The sequence below is a fragment of the Abditibacteriota bacterium genome (genome assembly GCA_017552965.1).
Lineage (GTDB): Bacteria > Armatimonadota > UBA5829 > UBA5829 > UBA5829 > RGIG7931.
Map to the genome: position 1 here is coordinate 184215 of JAFZNQ010000009.1, position 19999 is coordinate 204213.

A 19999-nucleotide genomic window follows, 5' to 3' on the forward strand; every position below is an offset into this window, starting at 1 on the left:
CATATTGATTATACCACAAAAAGGCCCTCGCAATCAAAAAAAACGGCCCCCGCAGGGGCCGGTAAGGGCATCACCTTTGCCTGTAGTATTCCCCGAGCCTTGACACTTCTTCAGAGCTCAGAGCTCCGTCAAACACCAGCAGATCGTCTGCCAGAAAATCCATGGAGGAGATGGTCTTTCGCGAGCCGTCGCAGCCTATGGTAAAGGGCAGACCCGAGTCAAAGGACACATCCCTCAGAGCGGCGCTCAGGGTATCGGCGCCCACTTCTTCAAAGTTGATATAGGCCCTCACGACGCCCTGCTCCCTGTCGGCGGCTATGATGACGTTGGTCCAGCGGCCGGGGAAATCATAGGGCATGGTGTACATATAGTCGCATCTGGCGTCGCTGCCGTTGCCCAGATTGAATTTGAAGGCCCCCAGGCTGGCCACTATAAAGCCGGTGTTGAAGCCGCTGCGCCAGTCCTTGTTGCCGAATATGGTAGGCTGGTTCACGCCGTAATCCCTGGCATTGAGCCACATGGACACGGAAAAGCTGTCCTTGCCAAAGGTCAATTCCGGCACGGAGACAAAGTTCTTGACGTTCACCCACAGGGCCTTGCCGAACATGCCGTCCCCGTATTTTTCCTCGCCGTTAAATTCTGCCTTATAGCTCCCGGCCAGAGGCTCCAGAGAGCCGTCAAAGCAGAAGGCCGAGCGCAGCTTTGACCGGTCGATATAATTGTACAGGCCCTCCGGGGAGTCGGCGGCGGGAGTAGCGAGAGACTTGTGCTTTTTGGGCTTTTGCTCCGCTTTTCTGGCATGAGGCTTGGGGTATTCCTCAAAGAGGCCGTCGGGCAGAAAGGCGTCCCACAGGGGATTGCCCTTGATACCCAGAGCATAGCACACCACGGCGGGCAGGTCTCTGGTATATATGTGCCCCAGGTCGGAGCCCTTGATGACCGTCTTCCCTTTCACGCCGAAAAACACAAAGGTTTCCTCGTCCGTAAATCCTCCGTGTCCTCCGTTCTTCACGCCTCCGTGGTCGGTGGTGATCAGTATGAGGGTGTCGTCGGCTATACCGGCGTCCTCCACTGCCGCGACCACTCTGCCCACGTAGCCGTCCATGGCCCGGACGGCCTCATAGTAGGGCTCGTTCAGATAGCCGCCTGCATGGCCCATGTGGTCCGGATTGCCAAAATAGACGAAGGTAAATACGGGCTTGTGCTCCTTGATAAAGGCCTCGGCCACTTTGCAGACGTCGGCTTCTTTGTCGCAGCTCGTGTTAAACTTCTCTACGCCAGGCAGGTCGTCCACCACTGATTTGTTCAGGGACGGCCAGTCCACAAAGGAGCCCATGACCGTGCCGGGAAAGGCCTTATCCACCAGAGCGAACACTGTGGGATACTTGTCGCCCATGGCGTAGGCCCGGGAGTCTATGTTGTGGTTGCCCACCTTGTGATAATAGGGCAGCACGCCGGTGAAGATGCTGGTCCAGTTTTCTCCGCTGATGGTGGGCTTCACGGCTTCTGCCCGGCAGGTAGAAGCGCCGCCGTCCACGAACAGGCGGTCTATATTGGGAGTGTCCGTATTCAGGTGAAAGGCTCCCAGACCGTCCACGCCTATAAACACCACGTGCTTATAGACAAAGTGCTTTTTCTCGGAGCCGGGATTAGCCTTGTCATAGGCCGCAAGACAGACCGAGCAGGCTATGAACAATATGATGCATATCAGTTTATTCATGGTCCTTATTCCTTGTGCTTAGAGCGTCATTTTTCCCTGTTGGCCAGATTGGGCACGTAGGTCACCCTGAGATTGGTGCAGCCGTGAGGCACCATGGTCACCATACGGGGAGTTTCCTCGGCCAGATGAAAGCTCCATTCTTCATAATTGCGGAACTGCCAGCAGCCTCTGCCTCCCGCGGCGTCGGTGCGGTACATGGGCACCTCCAGTACCACAGGCGGGTTTTCCCACACGTAGCCCTCCGCAGGCTTTTCCACCACCTTTATATCGCCGACCCTGGTTTTCTCGTCCAGCGCGTAGGCCCAAGGAGACCATTCGCCCAGGTTGGCAAAGTCGGGTCTGGCCTCATACCAGGGCCAGGTGTCCGTCTCGGGAGTGATCTTCAGGCCGGGATAGGTGTTCCAGGCAGCGGGCACGTCGATAGCGTAGACGATGGGTCCTCTCTCCACACACAGAGGATATCGCCGGGCCGTATAACGGTCGTCCACTCGGCTGATCTTTATCTTCATGGGGAATCTGAGGCTGATGAGGCTCCCTTCTCTGATATCGCCCTTCAGAGCGGCAAAGCCGGCGCCTGTCTTTTCGAGCTTTACCTTCTTGCCGTCCAGCTTCACCGAGGGAGCGGAGCACCACTCGGGGATGCGCAGATATATCCTGTCCGCAGAGCCCCGGGTGACCCTGATATCCACCGTGTCGCGGAAGGGATAGAGAGTGTCCACCTCAAAGTCCAGCTTCGGACTCTTGACGGAGGCGGGGCCGTAGCAGGTGAGATAGAGACAGCCCTCAGCGTCCTCATACACCATATCCCGCACGAATTCCGGCACGGCGCTCACTGCCTTGGTATTGCAGCAGGCCACGTAGAACACAGGTGCAAAGGCTCCCTTGTCCGGCACGTCGCCGTATTTGGAGGAGTCTCTGGTAGCGTAAAGCTGATTGGGAGCCACGTTGTACTGCACTCCCTTTTCGTCCTTGAGCCTGGCGCCCTGGATGCCGTTGAAGAGACAGCGCTCTATGTGGTCTGCCCAGGAAGCGTCGCCGGTGGCGGCTATGAGCCAGGAATAGGAATGGTTGTAGGTCATGAGGTTGCAGTATTCGCTCTCCAGCACCGAGCCCACGGGGCTCAGGAGCTCGCAGGAGGCGGAGGGAGCGCCTGTCTTCTGCACCTGCTTTTTGAGAGCCTTTACGAAGCCGTTAACGGAGGCCTTCCTGTATTCCTCGTTGCCGTTGACGCAGTATATGATGGCGGGATGCTTGGTGTCCTCTCCGTAGGCCACGGAATGCATGGAGCCGAAGATGAATTCGTCGGACAGCATCTGGGACACCCTGTTGCGATGCCGGGAATTGTTATTAAGCCATTCCTGCCAGTCTTCCGCCAGCTTCAGGAGCCGGGCGTCCCCGGTGTAGGCGTATACCACGCACAGTGATTCTATGATGGTAGGACCGGCGTAGTCGGTTTTTACGTCTTTGAATTTGTCGCAAAACCACAGAAGGCCCTTGTGCACGGCCTCCAATACGTCCTTCCTGCCGGTGGCCTCATAGTAGGACAGCAGGGCTCTGTAGCACCAGTTGGCGCTCCAGGGATTGTAGTCCACCATACGGTCCGTATCCTTGCCGTAGCCCCCCAGATAACCGTCGGGCTCCTGGTTGGCCAGCACCGCGTTCACCCACTTATCCGCCTTGGCTATGAGCTCGGGATCGTCCAGGGTAAAGGCCAGCTCCACCAGGCCCATCCAGTAGGTGCCGGATATCTCCGCAGACCACCCGGCAGCAAAGGTGGGATCATCGGGAGCAGCGTGATGAGGCAGCTGGTAAAAGCGGCCGTGATCCACAAAGGGCCGGGCTATCATGTCGGGCTCCAGCTCGTCCAGATGTCCTCCCATCCCTTCCTTGCTCCTCTCCAGCTGGTCCCTGATCCAGCCCCGGGCGGTCACACTGCCCAAAGGCAGCTTGGAAAGAGAATTGTAGGTTTTGATCTTGGAATATTCCCTTGAAATATTCATGCAAAAAACAGGCAGACATAAAAGCGTCAACAGCGCGGCGCACAAAAGCATTTTATACATTGCATCTCCTTCTATAAGATTTTCAACATTCTATTTATATTTTAGCAAAAAGCCTGTCCGGTGTAAACAGGGCAGGCTTAACACAAAAACGATAAGCAGTTTTCGGACAAACAGATCTTATCCGGTCCGCAAATCATTAACTTCTTCTATGTCTAAATCGGTTATTTATATCTTTTATCTGTTTGTATCTTTGGCTTCCAAACTGAAATAACCGACGTTATCATTATGAGCAGGCATACCGGTATCCCATCCCCTGTATGGCTGCCACGTAGCATATCCGCCCTGGGGACATGCATTTGACATTTTGCGCCAAACCTTGCTCAAGGGAGTTGCCGTTACATGTCCGTCTGTAAATATACATACGATTTTATCCTGTGGAGCCCAAAGACCCGTATAACCCGAATCCGAATATGTTTCCGTGTCATGAAAAGGAAAAGCCTCAAACAACATAACAAAATCCGCCGGATATTTTACCGTATTAATAGGACAAGGTGTACCTACGTACGGATTCGTTCCCGCACTTGTCCAAAAGATAGGGATGCGAAGGTTAAAATCACAATACCGCAATACTTTATCCAGCGCAAACGCTTTATCGCCTTGCGCATCGGAAGGGCATATCCACAAAGATCTGTTTTTTATATAGACGTCAAGCAGAGCCCTGAAAGAGTATTTTTGGATAAATTCCTTATAATTATTGTTTCCGGCCCATGGATTTGCCCATGCGCCATACCAGGCCTCTGTGGCATCTGGCGGAAGCCCATATGAATTCGCCGCTTCGTAACTCATCGCGGGAAAACATTCGTCCCAGTCGCTCGCATATAAAAACATTGCTGTTCCTATCTGTTTTGCATTGCTGATACACTGAGTCTGACGGGCTTTTTCTCTCGCCTGAGCAAAAACGGGAAACAATATAGCGGCAAGAATAGCGATGATCGCAATAACCACCAACAGTTCAATAAGAGTGAATCCTTTTTTCATGTTAGTCTCCTAGTAAGAATCTCTATTGAATTTGGGGCGAACTCCCAAATCCATCTTGATTATACTTCAGAAAAAAAAAAATGCAAACTATTGTCTAACGACGGTTTCAAAAAAAAGCCTGTCTCCGTGAAGGAGACAGGCGTAAACAAGTCTTTTCGGTCCCGGAGCCCTTTGACGGACGGCATTCATTCATAGTAGGTAGCGCAGGTGGTAGCAGACTCCCATACCGATACCGACCAGAGCTCAGGCACCTCTCTCTTAATACTGTCGTAGATATACCTGGCAATGTTTTCTGCCGTGGGATTCTTTTCCTTAAAAGCCTCCAGGTCATTGAGACAGGTGTGGTCCAAATAGTCCATGGTCCCGGCGGCGATACGCTTGGCCTCCACGAAGTCAAAGGATATCCCTGTATCGTCCTGGCTGTCCAGCTTGAATACGAGACCGGTTTTATAGCTGTGTCCGTGGAGACTGCTGCAGGGACCGTTGTAGCCCCTCAGATAATGGGCTGCGTTGAAATGCTGTTCTATATATATTTCGTACATCAGCTTAACTCGTACTCTTCCAGTTTTTTCTCCGCAAACACAGGCCTCAGGCGGGCAAAGCGCATCAGGCCGCCCACAATGGGCACGCTGACAAAATCATCGCCCATGAGAGGTCTGGCGTATTCCACAAAGCCGTCGGTCACGTCGCAGCGCGAGGGCGCTATCCACTCCCTGGGGAATTGCTTTTCGGAATTGGCCGCCTTTGACAGCAGCATATGGGTGTAACGCACCCGGTAGCCGGGACCCGGCTCCCTCACCAGAGAAGACATATAGCCGGTGCCCAGAGAGACTGCGTTTTCCACGGCCCTGACTCCCAGCTCTTCCGCCTCCTTCAGGTCCACAGTGGAGGCGTTGATGATGCTGTTGCGCTGATCGTTGCCCGGCACCTGACATCTGGCCATGCCCCTTACCGGGAGCCCCGCGTCGTTGAGATAATTGATCACTTCCTGGGCCACAGTGGTCCTGGAGGCAGAGAACTCCACGTGGCCAAAGGCGTCCCGGGCCTTGCCCACGTCGGTGATATCCATGCCCTCGTTGACCACGGCCACCACTCTGCCGTGCTGTCTGAGGCCGTCGTTCACCCTGTCGGCCAGCTCCGGGAGGGTCAGGCCGCTCTCTGCCAGATATATCTGCAGAGAAAACCGTCTTTCGGGGTCGGCCAGCCTGGCGGCGGCTCCGATAAAACCTATGCTCCGGCCCATGGCCTGAGCCACTATCACCGGATCGCAGGTGGAGGAGCCCACGTTCTCTTCGTTGAGACACTGTATATAATGGGCCCAGTATTTGGCGCAGGAGCCGTAGCCCGGTGTGTGGTCTATCTCTTCAAAGGTGCCTATGTCGTTGTCTATGGTCTTGGGCACTCCTGAGCACACCAGCTCCATGCCCTGCTCCCGGGCCAGCAGGCTGATCTTGTTGGCCGTATCCATGGAGTCATTGCCCCCTATGTAGAAAAACCAGCCTATGCCGTGGGCTCTCAGCACCTGCAGGATGCGGTCAAAATCTCTCTTGTTGTCATCCTTCAGCTTGTAGCGGCAGGTGCCTATGGCGCCGGCGGCGGGAGTGGTCCTCAGGAGCTCCAGCTCCTCCCTGTCCTGACAGGAGAGGTCCAGCAGTTCCTCAGTGAGTATGCCCTCAACTCCGTGCCAGGCACCGTACACCCGGCCAAACCTGCCTGGAAAAGCCTCGACGCCTCTCAGGATACCCAGGAGCGAAGCGTTTATGACGGGAGAAGGTCCTCCCGACTGGGCGATAAGTACGTTGTTCATGTTGTCCCCTTTCGAGCTAAAAATTCAGAGTGCCGACCCCTGTATCTATACCCGTGCCGTTGAGTCCGGCGGCAAAATCGTCGGCAGGCGGAAAGATGTCCAGCTTCACCGAGAGCATAAAGCTCTCGTCCGAATAGCTGCCGGTCTGCTTTCTGTACAAAAAAGACACGTCGTAGCAGTGATATCTCCGGGTCAGCTCCCCTATGATATAATCCAGCTCCTTTTCGTAGCCGTCATAGCTGAGATAGGCTCTGAGCCTCCAGCTCTTTCCCAGAGACAGGTCCCCGAGAGCCTTGACGCCGGTGAGCTTTTTGGACAGAGCGTTGTAATGGGCTCCCAGACTGAGGGTGCTGTCCTTGCCCATGGTCACCTGCCCTATGATGGTCTTGAGCCGGGACCTGTCGGGGCTGTAAGAGGCCGCCAGATACGCGGACAGACTGTCGGAGGGAGCATATTTGATCTTGGCGTTCACGTCCAGCCAGTCCCGGCCGGCGGAAGCAAAATCATAGCCTCCGAACACCTCGCAGTAGAGAGGAGCCAGATCGTATATCCATCTCAGATTGAGATAATTGTAGCGGCTGATGTAGTCCGAAGACACAGGAGAATACCCACGGGGCTGCTGATACCTGTAGTCCAGCCTCCACTTGTTGGGTCCGGCGCCCAGGTTGTAATACACGTTGCCCCCCAGAGAATATTTGGCCATATCGGAGGCGTAATACAGCTGTCTGTAGCGGGCGTTGGCGGAAATATAAGAGTCTGCGCCCAGGTCTATCCGATAATCAGGGAGCCCCGCCTCAAAGAGGATCCGGTCTGTAGTACTGCCCTCCGGCAGCTTCAATCTGGAATAGCCTGCCACCAGGTCCAGCCCGTAGCTGCCGGTGATGCCCAGCCGGGCCGTATCGGAGGACAGTATGAGCTCGGGCCTTTTTTCCGTGCCCCGGTAGCCCGAGCCGGACAGCTCGTCATACAGGAGAGCCCCCAGAGACCAGTCCACAGGCTGCTCGCTGCCCTCCAAAGTGAGCTTTGAGGTCACCAGCTCCCGCCGGTAGGCAGTATAGCTGAAATCGGAATAGCTCACGGTGCCAGCAAATTTCATGCGGGAGCTGAGTTTGTGCTTCAGGGAAAGAGTCACCAGATCGTTTTCGGTCTTGTATCCAGTGTCCGATATGATCCTGGACCAGTCCAGCAAAGCGTCGGTGGCCGTGGTCTTGTAGCCCAGCCGGGCAGACATAAAATATCTTTTTACGTCGTCTCTGCCCTTGTAGGCAGTGTTTCTGCCCTCGAGGGAAGCGTTGAAATAGAGAGGTCCCTTTTCCCCGGTGTGCCTGAAGTTGAAGGTGGAATAGTTGCCTTCGCCGAAGGTGTTTATGATGTGATAGACGCCGGCCTGGCCCTTCACGTTGCCTCCTGAGTTGCCGTAGTCCTGACGGACCCCCAGTCCGAAGCCCTTTTTGGACATGACGTCAAAGAGCAGGAGCCCGTAATAGCGCTCGCTGCGGGGATTGTAGGGATAGGCCAGCTTGGCAAACCAGCCCTCCGTGTCCGAAAAACCGGTCCTGGGGGTGGCTCTTGGGTCGTCGTAGCGGTCGTCAAGAGGCACGCTCACGTAGGGCAGAGTCATCACGTGACGCCCCCTCCAGAAAAAGGCGGCCGACTTCAGCACTATGCGGCGGCCGGGATATACGGTCATCTCCCTGCACTGCAGGAGGTAGTGGGGCTCGCCGCTGTCACAGCCTGTAAAGGATGCTCCGCCGGCGGTATACACGCCTCCCGCCCGGGAGAGAGAGCCGGACTTCACGAAGACGGGAGCAGCCAGAGTCCCCTTTGTCCCGGCAGGCAGCAGCGTCAGACTGCCCGCTCCGCTCCTGATGTCTCCCGTGTTCATATTCACGGTGACAGAATCCCCGGAGCCCTCAAAGCTGTCGGAGGTCACCTGCAGATCTTCCCAAAAAGAGGCGTCTCCCGAAGCGTAGTCCACGTGGCCCTTGCCGGAGGTGATGACCATATCCCTTATGCCGGCCTTTACGTCTCCTTCCAGATAGGCCTCCCGGGGACGGGCTCCGTCATACAGGATGTCTATGCTGCCGGCTGACAGCTCCACCTTTTCCGCCGCAAGGGCGCCGGCTGACAGCCACAGAGCGCAAAGGATCACAGCAAGGATGGCTTTCATCTGTTCACCACCGCCATCAGGATCGTTCCGCACACGCCGAAGCATATGACTATGCTCCAGCCTGCCAGATAGGGATCTATCCCTCCGGTCTGTCCCAGCACCCGGGCAAACCACATGATATTCCAATAGACGAAAAACACTGCTATGCCGGCCACCAGAGAGTTGCCGGCGCTTTTTTGAGGGAGCATGAGGCACAGAGGGGCAAGACACAGCAATATGGCCAGAGAGGACAGAGGCAGCGCCTGCTTGAAGGCGTATTCCAGCTCTGCGTCTCCCGGCTTGATGCCGGCCTTTTTGAGCTCTCTCACCTTGTCCCGGAGCTGGAGACAGCTGTAGGAAGCGTTGTCCCTGCGGGAGCCCACGAGAGAGGCGAATACGGAGGTATCTATCTGCAGCTCCATAGTCTCAAAGGCTATGGCCGCGCCGGGAAGCCCGTTGTCGTCAAACATATAGCTGCAGCCGTTCCTGAGAGTCCACACTCCCCGGTCGCCGGTGGCGGAGGAGGCGGTGACGAGAGCGGGATAATCGCCGGAGCGGTCCAGGGAAAACAGCATGACCCGGTGATAGACTATGACGCCGTCTCTGCGCTCTATGTTGGCCACTCTGATGCAATAATCACCTGACTTGACGAATATGTCGGGCTCGATGGGCAGATCTCCGGGCACGGAATATATACGCTTCATGATGCTGTCCGCCGCAGACTCCGATCTGACCACGGCATATTCCTGAAAGGCGTACCCCAGGACCGTAAGTATGACGCCGAAGCACAGAGCCGCCCGGAGTATCCTGCCGGGACGGATGCCGCCTATGCCGATGGCGGTGAGCTCGTTTTCCCTGGCCAGCCTGCCCAGTCCCATGCAGGTGCCGAATATGGCGCCGGCCGGCAGGCTGATCAGCACGCAGCCGGGGAGACGGCACAGCAAATAGCAGGCAACCAGTCTCCACTGGGGAAGACGGCTCACGATAAGATTGAGGTTGGCATACACTATATTGCCGAACACGAGAATGAGAATGAGGAAAAAGCCCAGCAAAAAGGGGCCGGCCATTTCCCTTATCAGATATTTATCCAGTAAACGCATCGGGACAGTCCTTTGATACTACAATTATATTATAACATAAATCGCGGAGAATGGGCGGCCGCGGAGCCGCGCTGCCCCCGCTGCGGGGCCATAAAAAATAATTCATAAAATTAACGCCAAAAAGCAGGGTATTTCCAAAAAACGTATTGACATAAACATCGGAATAACATATAATGTAGTTGAACAGTTTTATCAATCACTTGTGAGGTTATTGTGTTAAAAAGAGAACGACAAGATTATCTGCTGAGTCTTTTGAAGGCAGAGGGTGTGATCCGCATTTCCGAACTGGTACCCAAGGTAGCCAGCTCCATGATGACTATCAGACGCGATCTGGACGAGATGGAGAGCCGGGGCCTTCTGACCCGTATCCATGGCGGAGCCGTACTGGCCAAGGAGAGCAAAAAGGACTCTCTGCAGCCTTCCTTCCAGCAAAGGATGGAGGAGCACATCAAAGAAAAGAAGCACATAGCCAGGCTGGCGGCGCGCATGGTGGAAAACGGCGATATATTGTATCTTGACGGAGGCACCACTCCTTATCTGATGCTGGACTTTATCGATCCGGACATCTGCTTTACAGTCATCACCACTGCTCTGATGACCGCTACCAAGGCGTCATCCTTCAGCAACGCGAACGTGATCTGTATCGGAGGCAGCATCCACAAGAGCTCCTATTCCACCACCGGCACCATAGCCATAGAGAACATCGACAAGTTTCATGCCAACAAGGCGTTCATCAGCACCAAGGCTTTTGCTCTGCCTCTGGGCTGCTACGAGGCCGACATGAATCTCATCGAGACCAAGAAGGCCATAGTCCGCAATGCCGACGAGATCATTTTGCTGGCTGACTTTTCCAAGTTCAGCGGCAAATCACTGTGCCCCTCGGTGACTCTTTCCAGCATCAACAAGGTGGTCACCGACGCCGCTACCGACGCCAACATCCTCAAGACCCTGACGGACAAAGGCATCGAAGTGGTCAAATAACAAAAGACCCACAAGTCCCCGGCCCCGCCGGGGATTTTTTTGTCCCTGGCAGACGGCCCCCTCTCGCCTCTTTTTTGCAGGATTTTCTTTTCTCCCTTGCCCGTGGCCGCCGGTAAGTGCTATAATAGATATATCACTACTCGCAGGAGAAGCGTCACCATGAAAATAATATTGCTCCTTTTCTCACTTGTCATCATATCGGGCTGCGCCTTTGCGGCGGATATCCCCGACGAATTCATATCCTTTACGGTGCCGGGCCACGACAATGAAATGCGTCAGATACGGCAGATATACTACGACGCATACATGAATCCCGTAGCCACTCCCGGCGCCTCCTATATAGACGTGTGGGCGCCCGTGCCTCTCATGAGCGTGGCTCCTCTGAAAAAGGACATGATGAGCGTGTGGAAGGACACCTTCCTCCATCGCGGCATCAACAAGGACGGCTACGTGACCTGCAATCAGCATTTCAGCCACGCCCTGGACGACGGCTGGCCTTTCCCTCTCTTCCCTCAGATACAGGGGGATTATGAGGGCAAGACCTTTGGCTTCCTGTTTCAGGACAGCCCCTCGGACATCACCATGATGCTGGCTCCCTCCGCCCCCGCTCTCGACAATAAGGGCTATATGGGCGAAAAGGCTGCCGCCAGATGGGTCGTCCACGACATGGAGGATCTGGGCATCATAGACGACACCTGGCAGATCAAGGTCACCGGTCCCGATCCCTGGATAGAGACCCGGGACGGCTTCAAGTGCGAAGCCTTCATGTGTCCCTTCATCAGCTTCCGCTCCTATATCAGCACCGACAAGCCCATGACAGCCACTATCCAGTGGCAGCGCAGCGAAGACAAGGACTGGTCTGCCCGCAGGTCCGTCAGATTTGACCTGCAGACTCCCGACCCCTTTATGGGCAGCGTCATGAGGTTCTGCGCTGCAGAGCCCTCCAAATCCAAAGAATGGAGCGGCACCGTCACCCGGCTGAGGATCCGCTTCCCCGCCGAGGAGGGACTGGGCTTTGGCATCAATTCCATATTCTCTGCCTTCAACACCAGACATCAGATGAACGCCTGCAACTTTCTCATAGGCTCCATCAACACCTTCAATCAGACCGGAGACACCGGGTTCCTCACTCAGAACATCGACCGTATGAGGCAGGTGTTCCGCTACGCACAGAAGGAGCTCTACGACAGCAAGGCGGGCATGATACGGGTACGCTATCAGGGCCATGACGGCATCCCGGGCTACGTGACTGACGAAAACGGTCACCGCACCTACAATTTCGGTCACTCCATCGGAGGCAACTACTGGGATATACTGCCCTTCGGCAATCTGGAGACATACACCTCCTACTATTACGTCTATACCCTGAGGATGATGGCCGACCTGGAAGACTATATCGCTTCCCATCCCGAGCTGGATCTGGGCAAGAGCCCCATGAAGCCCGCAGCCATGAGGAGAGAAGCCGACATCATAGTGAAGACCCTCAACAGCCGTCTGTGGAACCCGGACAACGGCAGGTTCTACGGCGCCGAGGACGTGAACGGAGACAAATGGGACTTTGGCTTCACCTTCCTCAACACCGAGGCCATATACTACGGCGCTGCCACGCCGGCCCACGCCAGGGAGATCATGGACTGGATAGACGGCAGGCGCACCGTAGCCGGCGACACCAGCAAGGGCGAGGACATCTACCGCTGGCGCCTGGCTCCCAGAGCCACCACCCTGCGCAACGACAAGTGGTATTTATGGGCCTGGGACTGCAACGCCTTCCCCTACGGACTGCAGGTCCAGGACGGAGGAGCCGTATTTGCCCAGAGCTTCAACGATATGATGAGCCGCATCAAGGTGTACGGGCCCGACAACGCCTGGCAGAGATTTGAAGGCATCCTGGACTGGTACACCGAAGTCGAGGAGGCGGGAGGCTACCGCGCCTACTATGCCGACGGCTCCAAAGGCAACACCATGCAGGGCTCCGGCACAGCCGGCGGCATCGGCATAGACATGGAATTCGTGGAGACGCTGCTGGTCCCCTACACCATGATCGAGGGCTTTATGGGCTTCAAGGCGAACCCGGAAGGCTTCAAATTGACGCCCAACCTGCCGGACAGCTGGCCCTCCTACGAGATCAAGGGGCTCCGCTACCGCAACTACGTGCTGGACCTGAAGGCCGCAAAGGATATGATCTCCATATCTGCCATGGGCCCCGCCGAAGACCTGATAGTCACCATCCCCGAAGGCTGGACTCTGACCGAGGGCAAAGACCTGGGCAGCGGCAGATGGCAGCTGGAGCTGGGCGAAGGCACCGTGTATGCGGTTAGATCGAGATGAGCCCCGCCGCTTGACGGGAGCTCCCGATAGTGTTATAATATAAGTGTCACATTTACATACTGCCGTTCCCGCGGTCGAGAGTTAGTGATCGGCGATCTAACAAACGGTCCTGGCGGTAAATAATTCTATATGGAGAAGATCACAATGGACAAAGCCAAAAAAAGCCAAATCATCAGCGAATATGCTCAGAAGGAAGGAGACACCGGTTCTCCCGAGGTACAGATAGCTCTTCTGACCAGCCGTATCAACACGCTGACAGAGCATCTGAAGACCCATCACAAGGACCATCATTCGAGAAGAGGCCTGCTCATGATGGTAGGTCACAGAAAGGGACTCCTGAAATATCTCTACAACAAGGACATTGCGAAATACAGAGAGCTCATCTCCCGTTTGGGCATAAGAGACATCAAGAAATAACACAAGGAAGATCGAATGCCCATATACAGAGTAGAAAAAGAGATTGCGGGCAAGACCTATATCATCGAGTCGGGCAAGCTGGCGGGCCAGGCCAACGGCGCCGTCACCGTCCGATGCAACGACACCATAGTTTTTGCCTCTGCTTGTATGACCAAAGAGCCAAAGGAAGGGATGAATTTCTTTCCTTTGACCGTGGATTTTGAAGAGAGAAAGTATGCCGTAGGCAAGATAGCCGGCGGCTTCAACAAACGGGACGGCAAGCCCTCCGAGAGAGCCATACTGATCTCGAGACTCATAGACAGACCCATGAGGCCCCTGTTCCCTCAGGGCATGAGGAATGACGTACAGATAGTGGTCATGCCTCTTGCCGCCGAGGAAGCCAGCCCTCTGGACCTGCTCAGCGTCATAGCCGCCTCCGCGGCCACCGCCATTTCCGACATCCCCTGGGACGGCCCTCTGGGCTGCGCCACCGTATGCCGGGTGGACGGCGAGTTCATAGCCAGCCCTTCCCGGTCCCAGCTGGAAGCCTCCGATATGGAGCTCTTTATAGCCGGCCGGGACAGCAAGCTGCTGGAGATCGAGCTGGAGGCCAAAGAGGTCTCCGAGGATGACCTGGAGGAAGCCCTCACCCTGGCTCACAGCGTCTGCGACCAGTTCGTGGCCCTGCAGAACGAGCTCATAGCCATGTGCGGCAAGCCCAAGGCCGAGATCCCCATTCTGGAGCCCGACCCCGAGTTCACCGAAGAGATCGCCCTCAAGGTCAACGACAAGATCATCGACGCCATCCGCAACCCCGAAGCGGCAGGCAAGGAGTCTGCCATATTCGACCTGCGTGACGAGCTGCAGGCTGAGCTGGCCGAAGAGTACGAAGAGAGAGCCGAGGAGATCCCCGACATTCTGGAAAAGCTCATCAAAAAGCAGGTGCGCCATATGGTCATCGACGAAGGCAAGCGCGCCGACGGCAGAGCCCTCGACGAGATCAGGCCTCTGTCCTGCGAAGTGGGAGTATTGCCCAGAGTCCATGGCAACGGTCTCTTTTCCAGAGGCCAGACCCAGGTGATGACCACCCTGACCATCGGCAGCCTGGACGACACCCAGCTTATCGACAATCTGGAAGAAGATTATGAGAAGCATTTTCTCCACTACTACAACTTCCCTCCTTACTCGGTAGGCGAGGTGCGCCCCATGAGAGGCGCCGGCAGGAGAGAGATAGGTCACGGCGCTCTGGCCGAGAAGGCCCTGCGGCCCGTGATGCCCTCCAAGGAAGAATTTCCCTATACCATGATACTGGTCTCCGACACCTTTGAGTCCAACGGCTCCACCTCCATGGCTTCCACCTGCGGTTCCACCCTGGCGCTCATGGACGGCGGTATCAAGATCAAGGCTCCCGTAGCCGGTATTTCCATCGGTCTCATGAGCGACGAAGAGCACGAGGTCATCCTCACCGACATACAGGGTCTGGAAGACTTTACCGGCGACATGGACTTCAAGGTAGCCGGCACCAGAGACGGCATCACCGCCATTCAGGTGGACACCAAGACCCACGGTCTGTCCCGCAGCGCAGTATCCAATGCCCTCATCGCGGCCAGGAAGGCCAGATACACCATTCTGGACCTCATCGAGAGCGTGATACCCGAGCCCAGAGCGGAAATGTCGCCCTACGCTCCCAGAGTCTATACCATCATGATCGATCCCGAAAAGATCGGCGACGTCATAGGCCCCGGCGGCAAGGTGATCAAGAAGATACAGGCCGACACAGGCGCCAAGATCTCCATCGAGGACGACGGCACCGTGTACGTGGCTTCCACAGACGCCGACGGCGCCGACAGAGCCATAGCCACCATCAAGACCCTGACCATGGTCCCCGAGCCCGGCATGATATTCGAAGGCCCGGTGGTGAGGATCGAGAGCTTCGGAGCCTTTGTGGAACTGGCCCCCGGCAAGGACGGCCTGTGCCATATATCCGAGCTCACTCCCGAACGTCTGGGCAAGACCGAGGATTATTGCTCCCTGGGCGACATCCTCAAGGTGAAGGTCAAGGAGATCAGCGATGACGGCAAGGTGCGCCTGACCCACAAGGAGTTTTGCGACACCAGCAAGATCAAGCACTCCTCCGGCCATTCCTCCGGACATTCCTCCGGCAAAAAGCCCGACCAGTCACGGAGAAACAAGGAAAAGCTGAATATCATCTTCAGAGAAAAGAAATAACAAAAGCCTCCGCGTGAGGCTTTTTTTTACAGGTCATGAACACAGATATTAGGATCGAAAACGATTTTTCCCACAAGTATCCCACGGACGTCAGGGGCGACTTTATCCCCTCCACCAACATCGAGGTGATCAGACAGTTCGAACGGGGCCGCTTCGGATACGCCCTGTTTGACTTTGACGGCACCATATCCCTCATCAGGGAGGGCTGGCAGTCGGTAATGGGCGACCTGATGCTGGAGGTCCTCTCCGACACTCCTCTCGGCAGAGAGGAGCCGGGGCTGGGCGCCTATATAGACCGTCTCATAGCCGAGACCACCGGCAAGCAGACCATCTATCAGATGATCGCCCTGGCGGAGGAGGTCAGCAAGCGGGGCAAGGAGCCTCTGGAGCCGGCTGAATACAAGGCAGAATATCTGAGAAGGCTGCTGGAAAAGATCGGCGAAAGGCGGGAGAGCCTCCGCTGCGGAGCCGCCCGGCCCGAGGACTATCTGGTGCCCGGCGCCAAAGAGTTTCTCCTGGAGCTGAAGGACCTGGGCCTCTCACTGTATCTGGCCAGCGGCACCGATCAGGAATATGTGGAGGAGGAGAGCAGCCTGCTGGACGTGGGCCGCATCTTCGAGGGCAACGTCTTCGGCGCCCGGGACGACTACAAGAGCTTTTCCAAGGCCATAGTGATACAGCAGATACTGTCCGATACCGGCATAGAGGGCCACAGGCTCCTGGGCTTTGGCGACGGCTTTGTGGAGATAGACAACACCAAGAGCGCCGGGGGCATCGCCATAGGCGCCGCCACCAACGAAAAGGACCCCGCCTTCCCGGACGAGGGCAAACGCCTGAGACTGCTGGCGGTGGGAGCGGACGTCATCATCCCCAGCTTTTCCTGCCACAGCGCCCTGTGCCGATATCTCATGGGAGAATAAAGTGAAGCAGTTCGACAGAGATTGCATACGCATGTTCCCTCTCTCAGAGAGAAAAAACGATCTGGATATACGCCACATCGCCCTGGACCCGGACATGACCCCCCGGGTCCCTCAAAACGAAGCCTTGCAGATCCGTCGTCTGGCAGCAGAGCTGGCCAGGGCCCGTCAAGAGGGCAAAAGCCGCATGCTCACCTACGGAGCCCATCTCATAAAAAACGGCTGCGGCCCCATCGTGATCAGGCTGCTGCAGGAGGGCTGGCTCACCCACGTGGCCACCAACGGAGCGGGCTCCATCCACGACTGGGAATTTGCCTGGATGGGCATGAGCTCCGAGAACGTCAGGGAAAACGTGGCCCGGGGCCGGTTCGGCACCTGGGACGAGACAGGCAGATACATCAATCTGGCCGTCACTGCGGGAGCGGTGGACGGTCTGGGCTACGGGGAGTCCGTGGGCCGGATGATAGCCGATGACGGCATCCATATCCCCGACCCGGATACCCTCAGAGAGCTGATAAACGAGGGTCTGGAGGGCGGAGATGCTGACAGGGCCGCAGCAGCCATGGACCTGCTGGGCGTCATACGCCGCTATGATATACCCCCGGGCTTTCTCTCCGTGAGGCACTCCTGCAAGGAATATTCTGTCCAGCGGGCCGCGTGGGAGTCGGGCGTCCCCTTTACGGTGCATCCGGGCATAGGCTACGACATCATATACACCCATCCAATGAACCGGCCGGCCGCCATAGGCAGGGCCGCAGGCAGGGACTTTCTGGCCTTTGCCGAGGCCGTGTCCGGGCTCCCGGAAGGCGGAGTCACCATGTCTGTGGGCTGCGCCATCATGTCCCCCATGGTGTTTGAAAAGAGCATGTCCATAGCCAACAACCGGGCCATCCTCGAAGGCAGAGGCCCCGCCCGGGATTTCACCGTGGCCATAGTGGACCTGCAGGACGGCGGGGGCTGGGACTGGAGCGCAGGCGAGCCTCCCAAGGACAACCCGGCCTATTACCTCAGATTCTGCAAGTCCTTTTATCGCATGGGAGGTCGGCTGGACTACGTATGTCTGGACAACCGGCTGTTTCTCGCCGGTCTTTACAAGGAGCTATCACAATATGGATAGAAAGCGTTTTCTGGAGCTGTCGGGTCAGTTTGGCTCCCGGACCATAGCGGTCATAGGCGACTTTTTTCTGGACAGATATCTCTATTTTGACGAGAGTCTACGGGAGGAGTCGAGAGAGACGGGTCTTGCTGCCAATCAGGTGATACGGGTCGTTCACAGCCCCGGCGCCGCCGGCAACATACTCACCAATCTGGTGAAGATGGGCGCAGGACGGGTCATTGCCGTGGGCTACACCGGCGACGACGGAGAGGGCTATGAGCTCAGACAGGACGTCAGGCAGCTGGGCTGCAGCGACGAATACATGCTGCTCTTTGACAGACACACCTGCACCTACACCAAGCCTCAGAACGCCGCTCTCCCCGGACTCTCCGGGGAAAAGGAGCGCTACGACATCAAAAACAGGACCCCCTTTACACCGGCGGAGGAAGAGCGTCTGACAGACAAGATCGCCGCAGCCGTGGAAGAGGCGGACGGAGTGGTGATAGCCGACCAGTCCGAGGTGGAGGAGGAAGGCTGCGGCCTCATCACCCCCCGGGTCCGGGAGGCTCTCCATGACCTGACGGTCAAATACCCCGCCAAGGTCTTTTGGGTGGACTCCCGGCTGAGAGGACATCTGTTTGCCAATATGATAGTAAAGCCCAACGCCGCCGAAGCGGTGGGCTGTATGATGAAGGATGCTCCCCTGACTGAGGACAACCTGCTGCTGGCGGGAAAAGCTCTCGCCGAAAGGACCGGCAAGCCCGTATTCCTCACCCGGTCCGAGCAGGGCGTCAGCATCTTTGACTCCCGGGGCGTCACCCTCGTGCCGGCGAGACAGGTGGAGGGCGAGATAGACCCCACCGGCGCGGGAGACAGCTTCACCGCCGGGGCAGTGCTGACTCTGGCGGCAGGAGGAACCTGCCGAGAGGCGGCGGAGACCGGGTGTCTCACAGCCTCCGTCAGCGTGAAAATGCTGGGCCGGACAGGCTATGCCACCTGCGGGGATATCCTTGGACTTTTGTCCCGATAGGAGTATCCATCCCGCAGATATTATGCTATAATATATAGTGATATGGGCGGCAGCTTGCCGCCTGCACCCTGTCTGCCTCCGGCAGTCACTTATTTTTCGGAGACTATATATGACACACAAAGAACGTTTTATAGCAGCCCTGGAGCGAAAGCCCATCACCGGCAGAGTACCCACCTTTGAGCTGGTGTTCTTTCTGACCATGGAAGCCTTTGGCAAGCTGCATCCCTCCATGAGAGCCTTCGGCCAGTGGCAGCAGATGAGCGAGCATGAGCGGCAGCTGCACCGTCAGGACATAGTGGACACCTATCGCATGACCGTGGAGCAATACGAGCATGACGCCCTGTTCTTCCACCCCAATCCCGGCTCCCGGGAAGAAATGGTCCGCTCCATCAACATGTTCAACGAGCAGACCAACAACGAGTATTTCGTCATGATCCATGGCGACGCCACCTACGCCATCCCCGACGGCAACCATATGATGGAGTTTTCCTACAGGCTCATTGACGAGCCCGACAAGGTAAAGGACGAAGCCGAGAGAAGCGTGGACAACGCTCTCAGGAACGCCGAGTTCTTGAAGGAGAACACGGATCTGGCCGGCTTTGCCCTGTGCTCGGACTACTGCCTCAACACCGGGCCCTTCCTGTCCCCTGCCCAGTTTGCCGAGTTCGTCACTCCTTATCTGAAGCGGCTTATCGCCGGCTACAGGGACCTGGGCTTCTACACCATCAAGCACACAGACGGCAACATCATGCCCATCCTCGACCAGCTGGTGGACTGCAACCCCCACGCTCTCCACTCCATAGACCCTCAGGCAAACGTGGATATCGCCGAGGTAAAGAGGCTCTATGGCGACAGAGTGTGCCTCTGCGGCAACGTGAACTGCGGCTTGCTGCAGACCGGCACCGATGAGGAATGCATCGAGTCTGCCCGCTATTGCCTGAAGCACGGCATGCCCGGCGGCGGCTACATCTTCTGCACCTCCAACTGCGCCTACACGGGCATGGCTCTGGAGAGATACGAGCTCATCTGGAAGGTGTGGCACGAGGAAGGCATCTACAAATAAAGCACACACGCGAAGCGCTGCCATGCAGCGCTTTTTTTTTGCGTCTGCGCCCTGCTCTCCCGGCTCTCTGTTGGGTGAGATTTTTTCCGGTTTTTTCACGCGCCTCATAGACTTCTTTTATATAGTGTGTTATAATTGATATATA

At 56.5% G+C, this 19999-nt stretch carries 15 protein-coding genes; 8 read left to right on the forward strand and 7 right to left on the reverse strand.

Translation table 11 applies throughout. From position 1 onward, the window contains the following. Positions 1 to 70: 70 nt before the first annotated feature. The 7 genes from IK083_01815 to IK083_01845 all read right to left on the reverse strand — a co-directional run bounded on the left by IK083_01815 (position 71) and on the right by IK083_01845 (position 9814). The gene (locus IK083_01815; GenBank protein MBR4748296.1) at positions 71 to 1720 is read right to left on the reverse strand and encodes an alkaline phosphatase family protein; all 1650 of its coding nucleotides are present in this window, start codon (positions 1718 to 1720) and stop codon (positions 71 to 73) included. Positions 1721 to 1746: 26 nt separating this feature from the next. Then, positions 1747 to 3720 carry a glycoside hydrolase family 127 protein gene (locus IK083_01820; GenBank protein MBR4748297.1) on the reverse strand — a complete coding sequence of 658 codons (1974 nt, stop codon included), beginning with the start codon at positions 3718 to 3720 and terminating at the stop codon, positions 1747 to 1749. Positions 3721 to 3954: 234 nt separating this feature from the next. Further along, positions 3955 to 4758 carry a DUF1559 domain-containing protein gene (locus IK083_01825; protein ID MBR4748298.1) on the reverse strand — a complete coding sequence of 268 codons (804 nt, stop codon included), beginning with the start codon at positions 4756 to 4758 and terminating at the stop codon, positions 3955 to 3957. Between the two features lie 185 nt (positions 4759 to 4943). Beyond that, positions 4944 to 5300, reverse strand: coding sequence for a 6-carboxytetrahydropterin synthase (locus IK083_01830; GenBank protein MBR4748299.1), 357 nt, complete (start codon positions 5298 to 5300; stop codon positions 4944 to 4946). Further along, entirely contained in the window at positions 5300 to 6565 is a 1266-nt protein-coding gene (locus IK083_01835) for a diphosphate--fructose-6-phosphate 1-phosphotransferase (GenBank protein MBR4748300.1), read from the reverse strand. The genes IK083_01830 and IK083_01835 overlap by 1 nt, the downstream gene beginning before the upstream one ends. A 16-nt stretch (positions 6566 to 6581) precedes the next feature. Beyond that, positions 6582 to 8735 carry a hypothetical protein gene (locus tag IK083_01840; protein MBR4748301.1) on the reverse strand — a complete coding sequence of 718 codons (2154 nt, stop codon included), beginning with the start codon at positions 8733 to 8735 and terminating at the stop codon, positions 6582 to 6584. Continuing rightward, positions 8732 to 9814, reverse strand: coding sequence for an LptF/LptG family permease (locus tag IK083_01845; protein ID MBR4748302.1), 1083 nt, complete (start codon positions 9812 to 9814; stop codon positions 8732 to 8734). The genes IK083_01840 and IK083_01845 overlap by 4 nt, the downstream gene beginning before the upstream one ends. A 252-nt stretch (positions 9815 to 10066) precedes the next feature. Between IK083_01845 and IK083_01850 the strand changes: the two genes are divergently transcribed. From IK083_01850 to IK083_01885, 8 genes are all read left to right on the forward strand, one after another. After that, positions 10067 to 10795 carry a DeoR/GlpR transcriptional regulator gene (locus IK083_01850; protein ID MBR4748303.1) on the forward strand — a complete coding sequence of 243 codons (729 nt, stop codon included), beginning with the start codon at positions 10067 to 10069 and terminating at the stop codon, positions 10793 to 10795. A gap of 159 nt (positions 10796 to 10954) precedes the next feature. Further along, positions 10955 to 13123 carry a hypothetical protein gene (locus IK083_01855; GenBank protein MBR4748304.1) on the forward strand — a complete coding sequence of 723 codons (2169 nt, stop codon included), beginning with the start codon at positions 10955 to 10957 and terminating at the stop codon, positions 13121 to 13123. A 138-nt stretch (positions 13124 to 13261) separates the two neighbouring features. Beyond that, positions 13262 to 13540, forward strand: coding sequence for a 30S ribosomal protein S15 (rpsO, locus tag IK083_01860; protein ID MBR4748305.1), 279 nt, complete (start codon positions 13262 to 13264; stop codon positions 13538 to 13540). Positions 13541 to 13555: 15 nt separating this feature from the next. Next, entirely contained in the window at positions 13556 to 15748 is a 2193-nt protein-coding gene (locus IK083_01865; protein ID MBR4748306.1) for a polyribonucleotide nucleotidyltransferase, read from the forward strand. A 35-nt stretch (positions 15749 to 15783) separates the two neighbouring features. Beyond that, positions 15784 to 16668: an HAD family hydrolase gene (locus IK083_01870; GenBank protein MBR4748307.1), complete on the forward strand. Its 885-nt coding sequence runs from the start codon at positions 15784 to 15786 to the stop codon at positions 16666 to 16668. A 31-nt stretch (positions 16669 to 16699) separates the two neighbouring features. Continuing rightward, a complete protein-coding gene (locus tag IK083_01875) occupies positions 16700 to 17782 on the forward strand; it encodes a hypothetical protein (GenBank protein MBR4748308.1) in 1083 nt (360 codons plus the stop codon). After that, positions 17775 to 18791 carry a carbohydrate kinase gene (locus IK083_01880; protein MBR4748309.1) on the forward strand — a complete coding sequence of 339 codons (1017 nt, stop codon included), beginning with the start codon at positions 17775 to 17777 and terminating at the stop codon, positions 18789 to 18791. The genes IK083_01875 and IK083_01880 overlap by 8 nt, the downstream gene beginning before the upstream one ends. A 109-nt stretch (positions 18792 to 18900) precedes the next feature. Further along, complete coding sequence (locus IK083_01885; GenBank protein ID MBR4748310.1) at positions 18901 to 19854, forward strand: hypothetical protein; 954 nt, start codon at positions 18901 to 18903, stop codon at positions 19852 to 19854. Positions 19855 to 19999 lie beyond the last annotated feature (145 nt).

What these genes read in the sequence shown, in the direction of transcription:
- IK083_01815 (MBR4748296.1), bottom strand. Translation starts at nt 1,720, where the DNA reads ATGAATAAACTGATATGCATCATATTGTTCATAGCCTGCTCGGTCTGT.
- IK083_01820 (MBR4748297.1), bottom strand. Translation starts at nt 3,720, where the DNA reads ATGAATATTTCAAGGGAATATTCCAAGATCAAAACCTACAATTCTCTT.
- IK083_01825 (MBR4748298.1), bottom strand. Translation starts at nt 4,758, where the DNA reads ATGAAAAAAGGATTCACTCTTATTGAACTGTTGGTGGTTATTGCGATC.
- IK083_01830 (MBR4748299.1), bottom strand. Translation starts at nt 5,300, where the DNA reads ATGTACGAAATATATATAGAACAGCATTTCAACGCAGCCCATTATCTG.
- IK083_01835 (MBR4748300.1), bottom strand. Translation starts at nt 6,565, where the DNA reads ATGAACAACGTACTTATCGCCCAGTCGGGAGGACCTTCTCCCGTCATA.
- IK083_01840 (MBR4748301.1), bottom strand. Translation starts at nt 8,735, where the DNA reads ATGAAAGCCATCCTTGCTGTGATCCTTTGCGCTCTGTGGCTGTCAGCC.
- IK083_01845 (MBR4748302.1), bottom strand. Translation starts at nt 9,814, where the DNA reads ATGCGTTTACTGGATAAATATCTGATAAGGGAAATGGCCGGCCCCTTT.
- IK083_01855 (MBR4748304.1), top strand. Translation starts at nt 10,955, where the DNA reads ATGAAAATAATATTGCTCCTTTTCTCACTTGTCATCATATCGGGCTGC.
- IK083_01865 (MBR4748306.1), top strand. Translation starts at nt 13,556, where the DNA reads ATGCCCATATACAGAGTAGAAAAAGAGATTGCGGGCAAGACCTATATC.
- IK083_01870 (MBR4748307.1), top strand. Translation starts at nt 15,784, where the DNA reads ATGAACACAGATATTAGGATCGAAAACGATTTTTCCCACAAGTATCCC.
- IK083_01875 (MBR4748308.1), top strand. Translation starts at nt 16,700, where the DNA reads ATGTTCCCTCTCTCAGAGAGAAAAAACGATCTGGATATACGCCACATC.
- IK083_01880 (MBR4748309.1), top strand. Translation starts at nt 17,775, where the DNA reads ATGGATAGAAAGCGTTTTCTGGAGCTGTCGGGTCAGTTTGGCTCCCGG.
- IK083_01885 (MBR4748310.1), top strand. Translation starts at nt 18,901, where the DNA reads ATGACACACAAAGAACGTTTTATAGCAGCCCTGGAGCGAAAGCCCATC.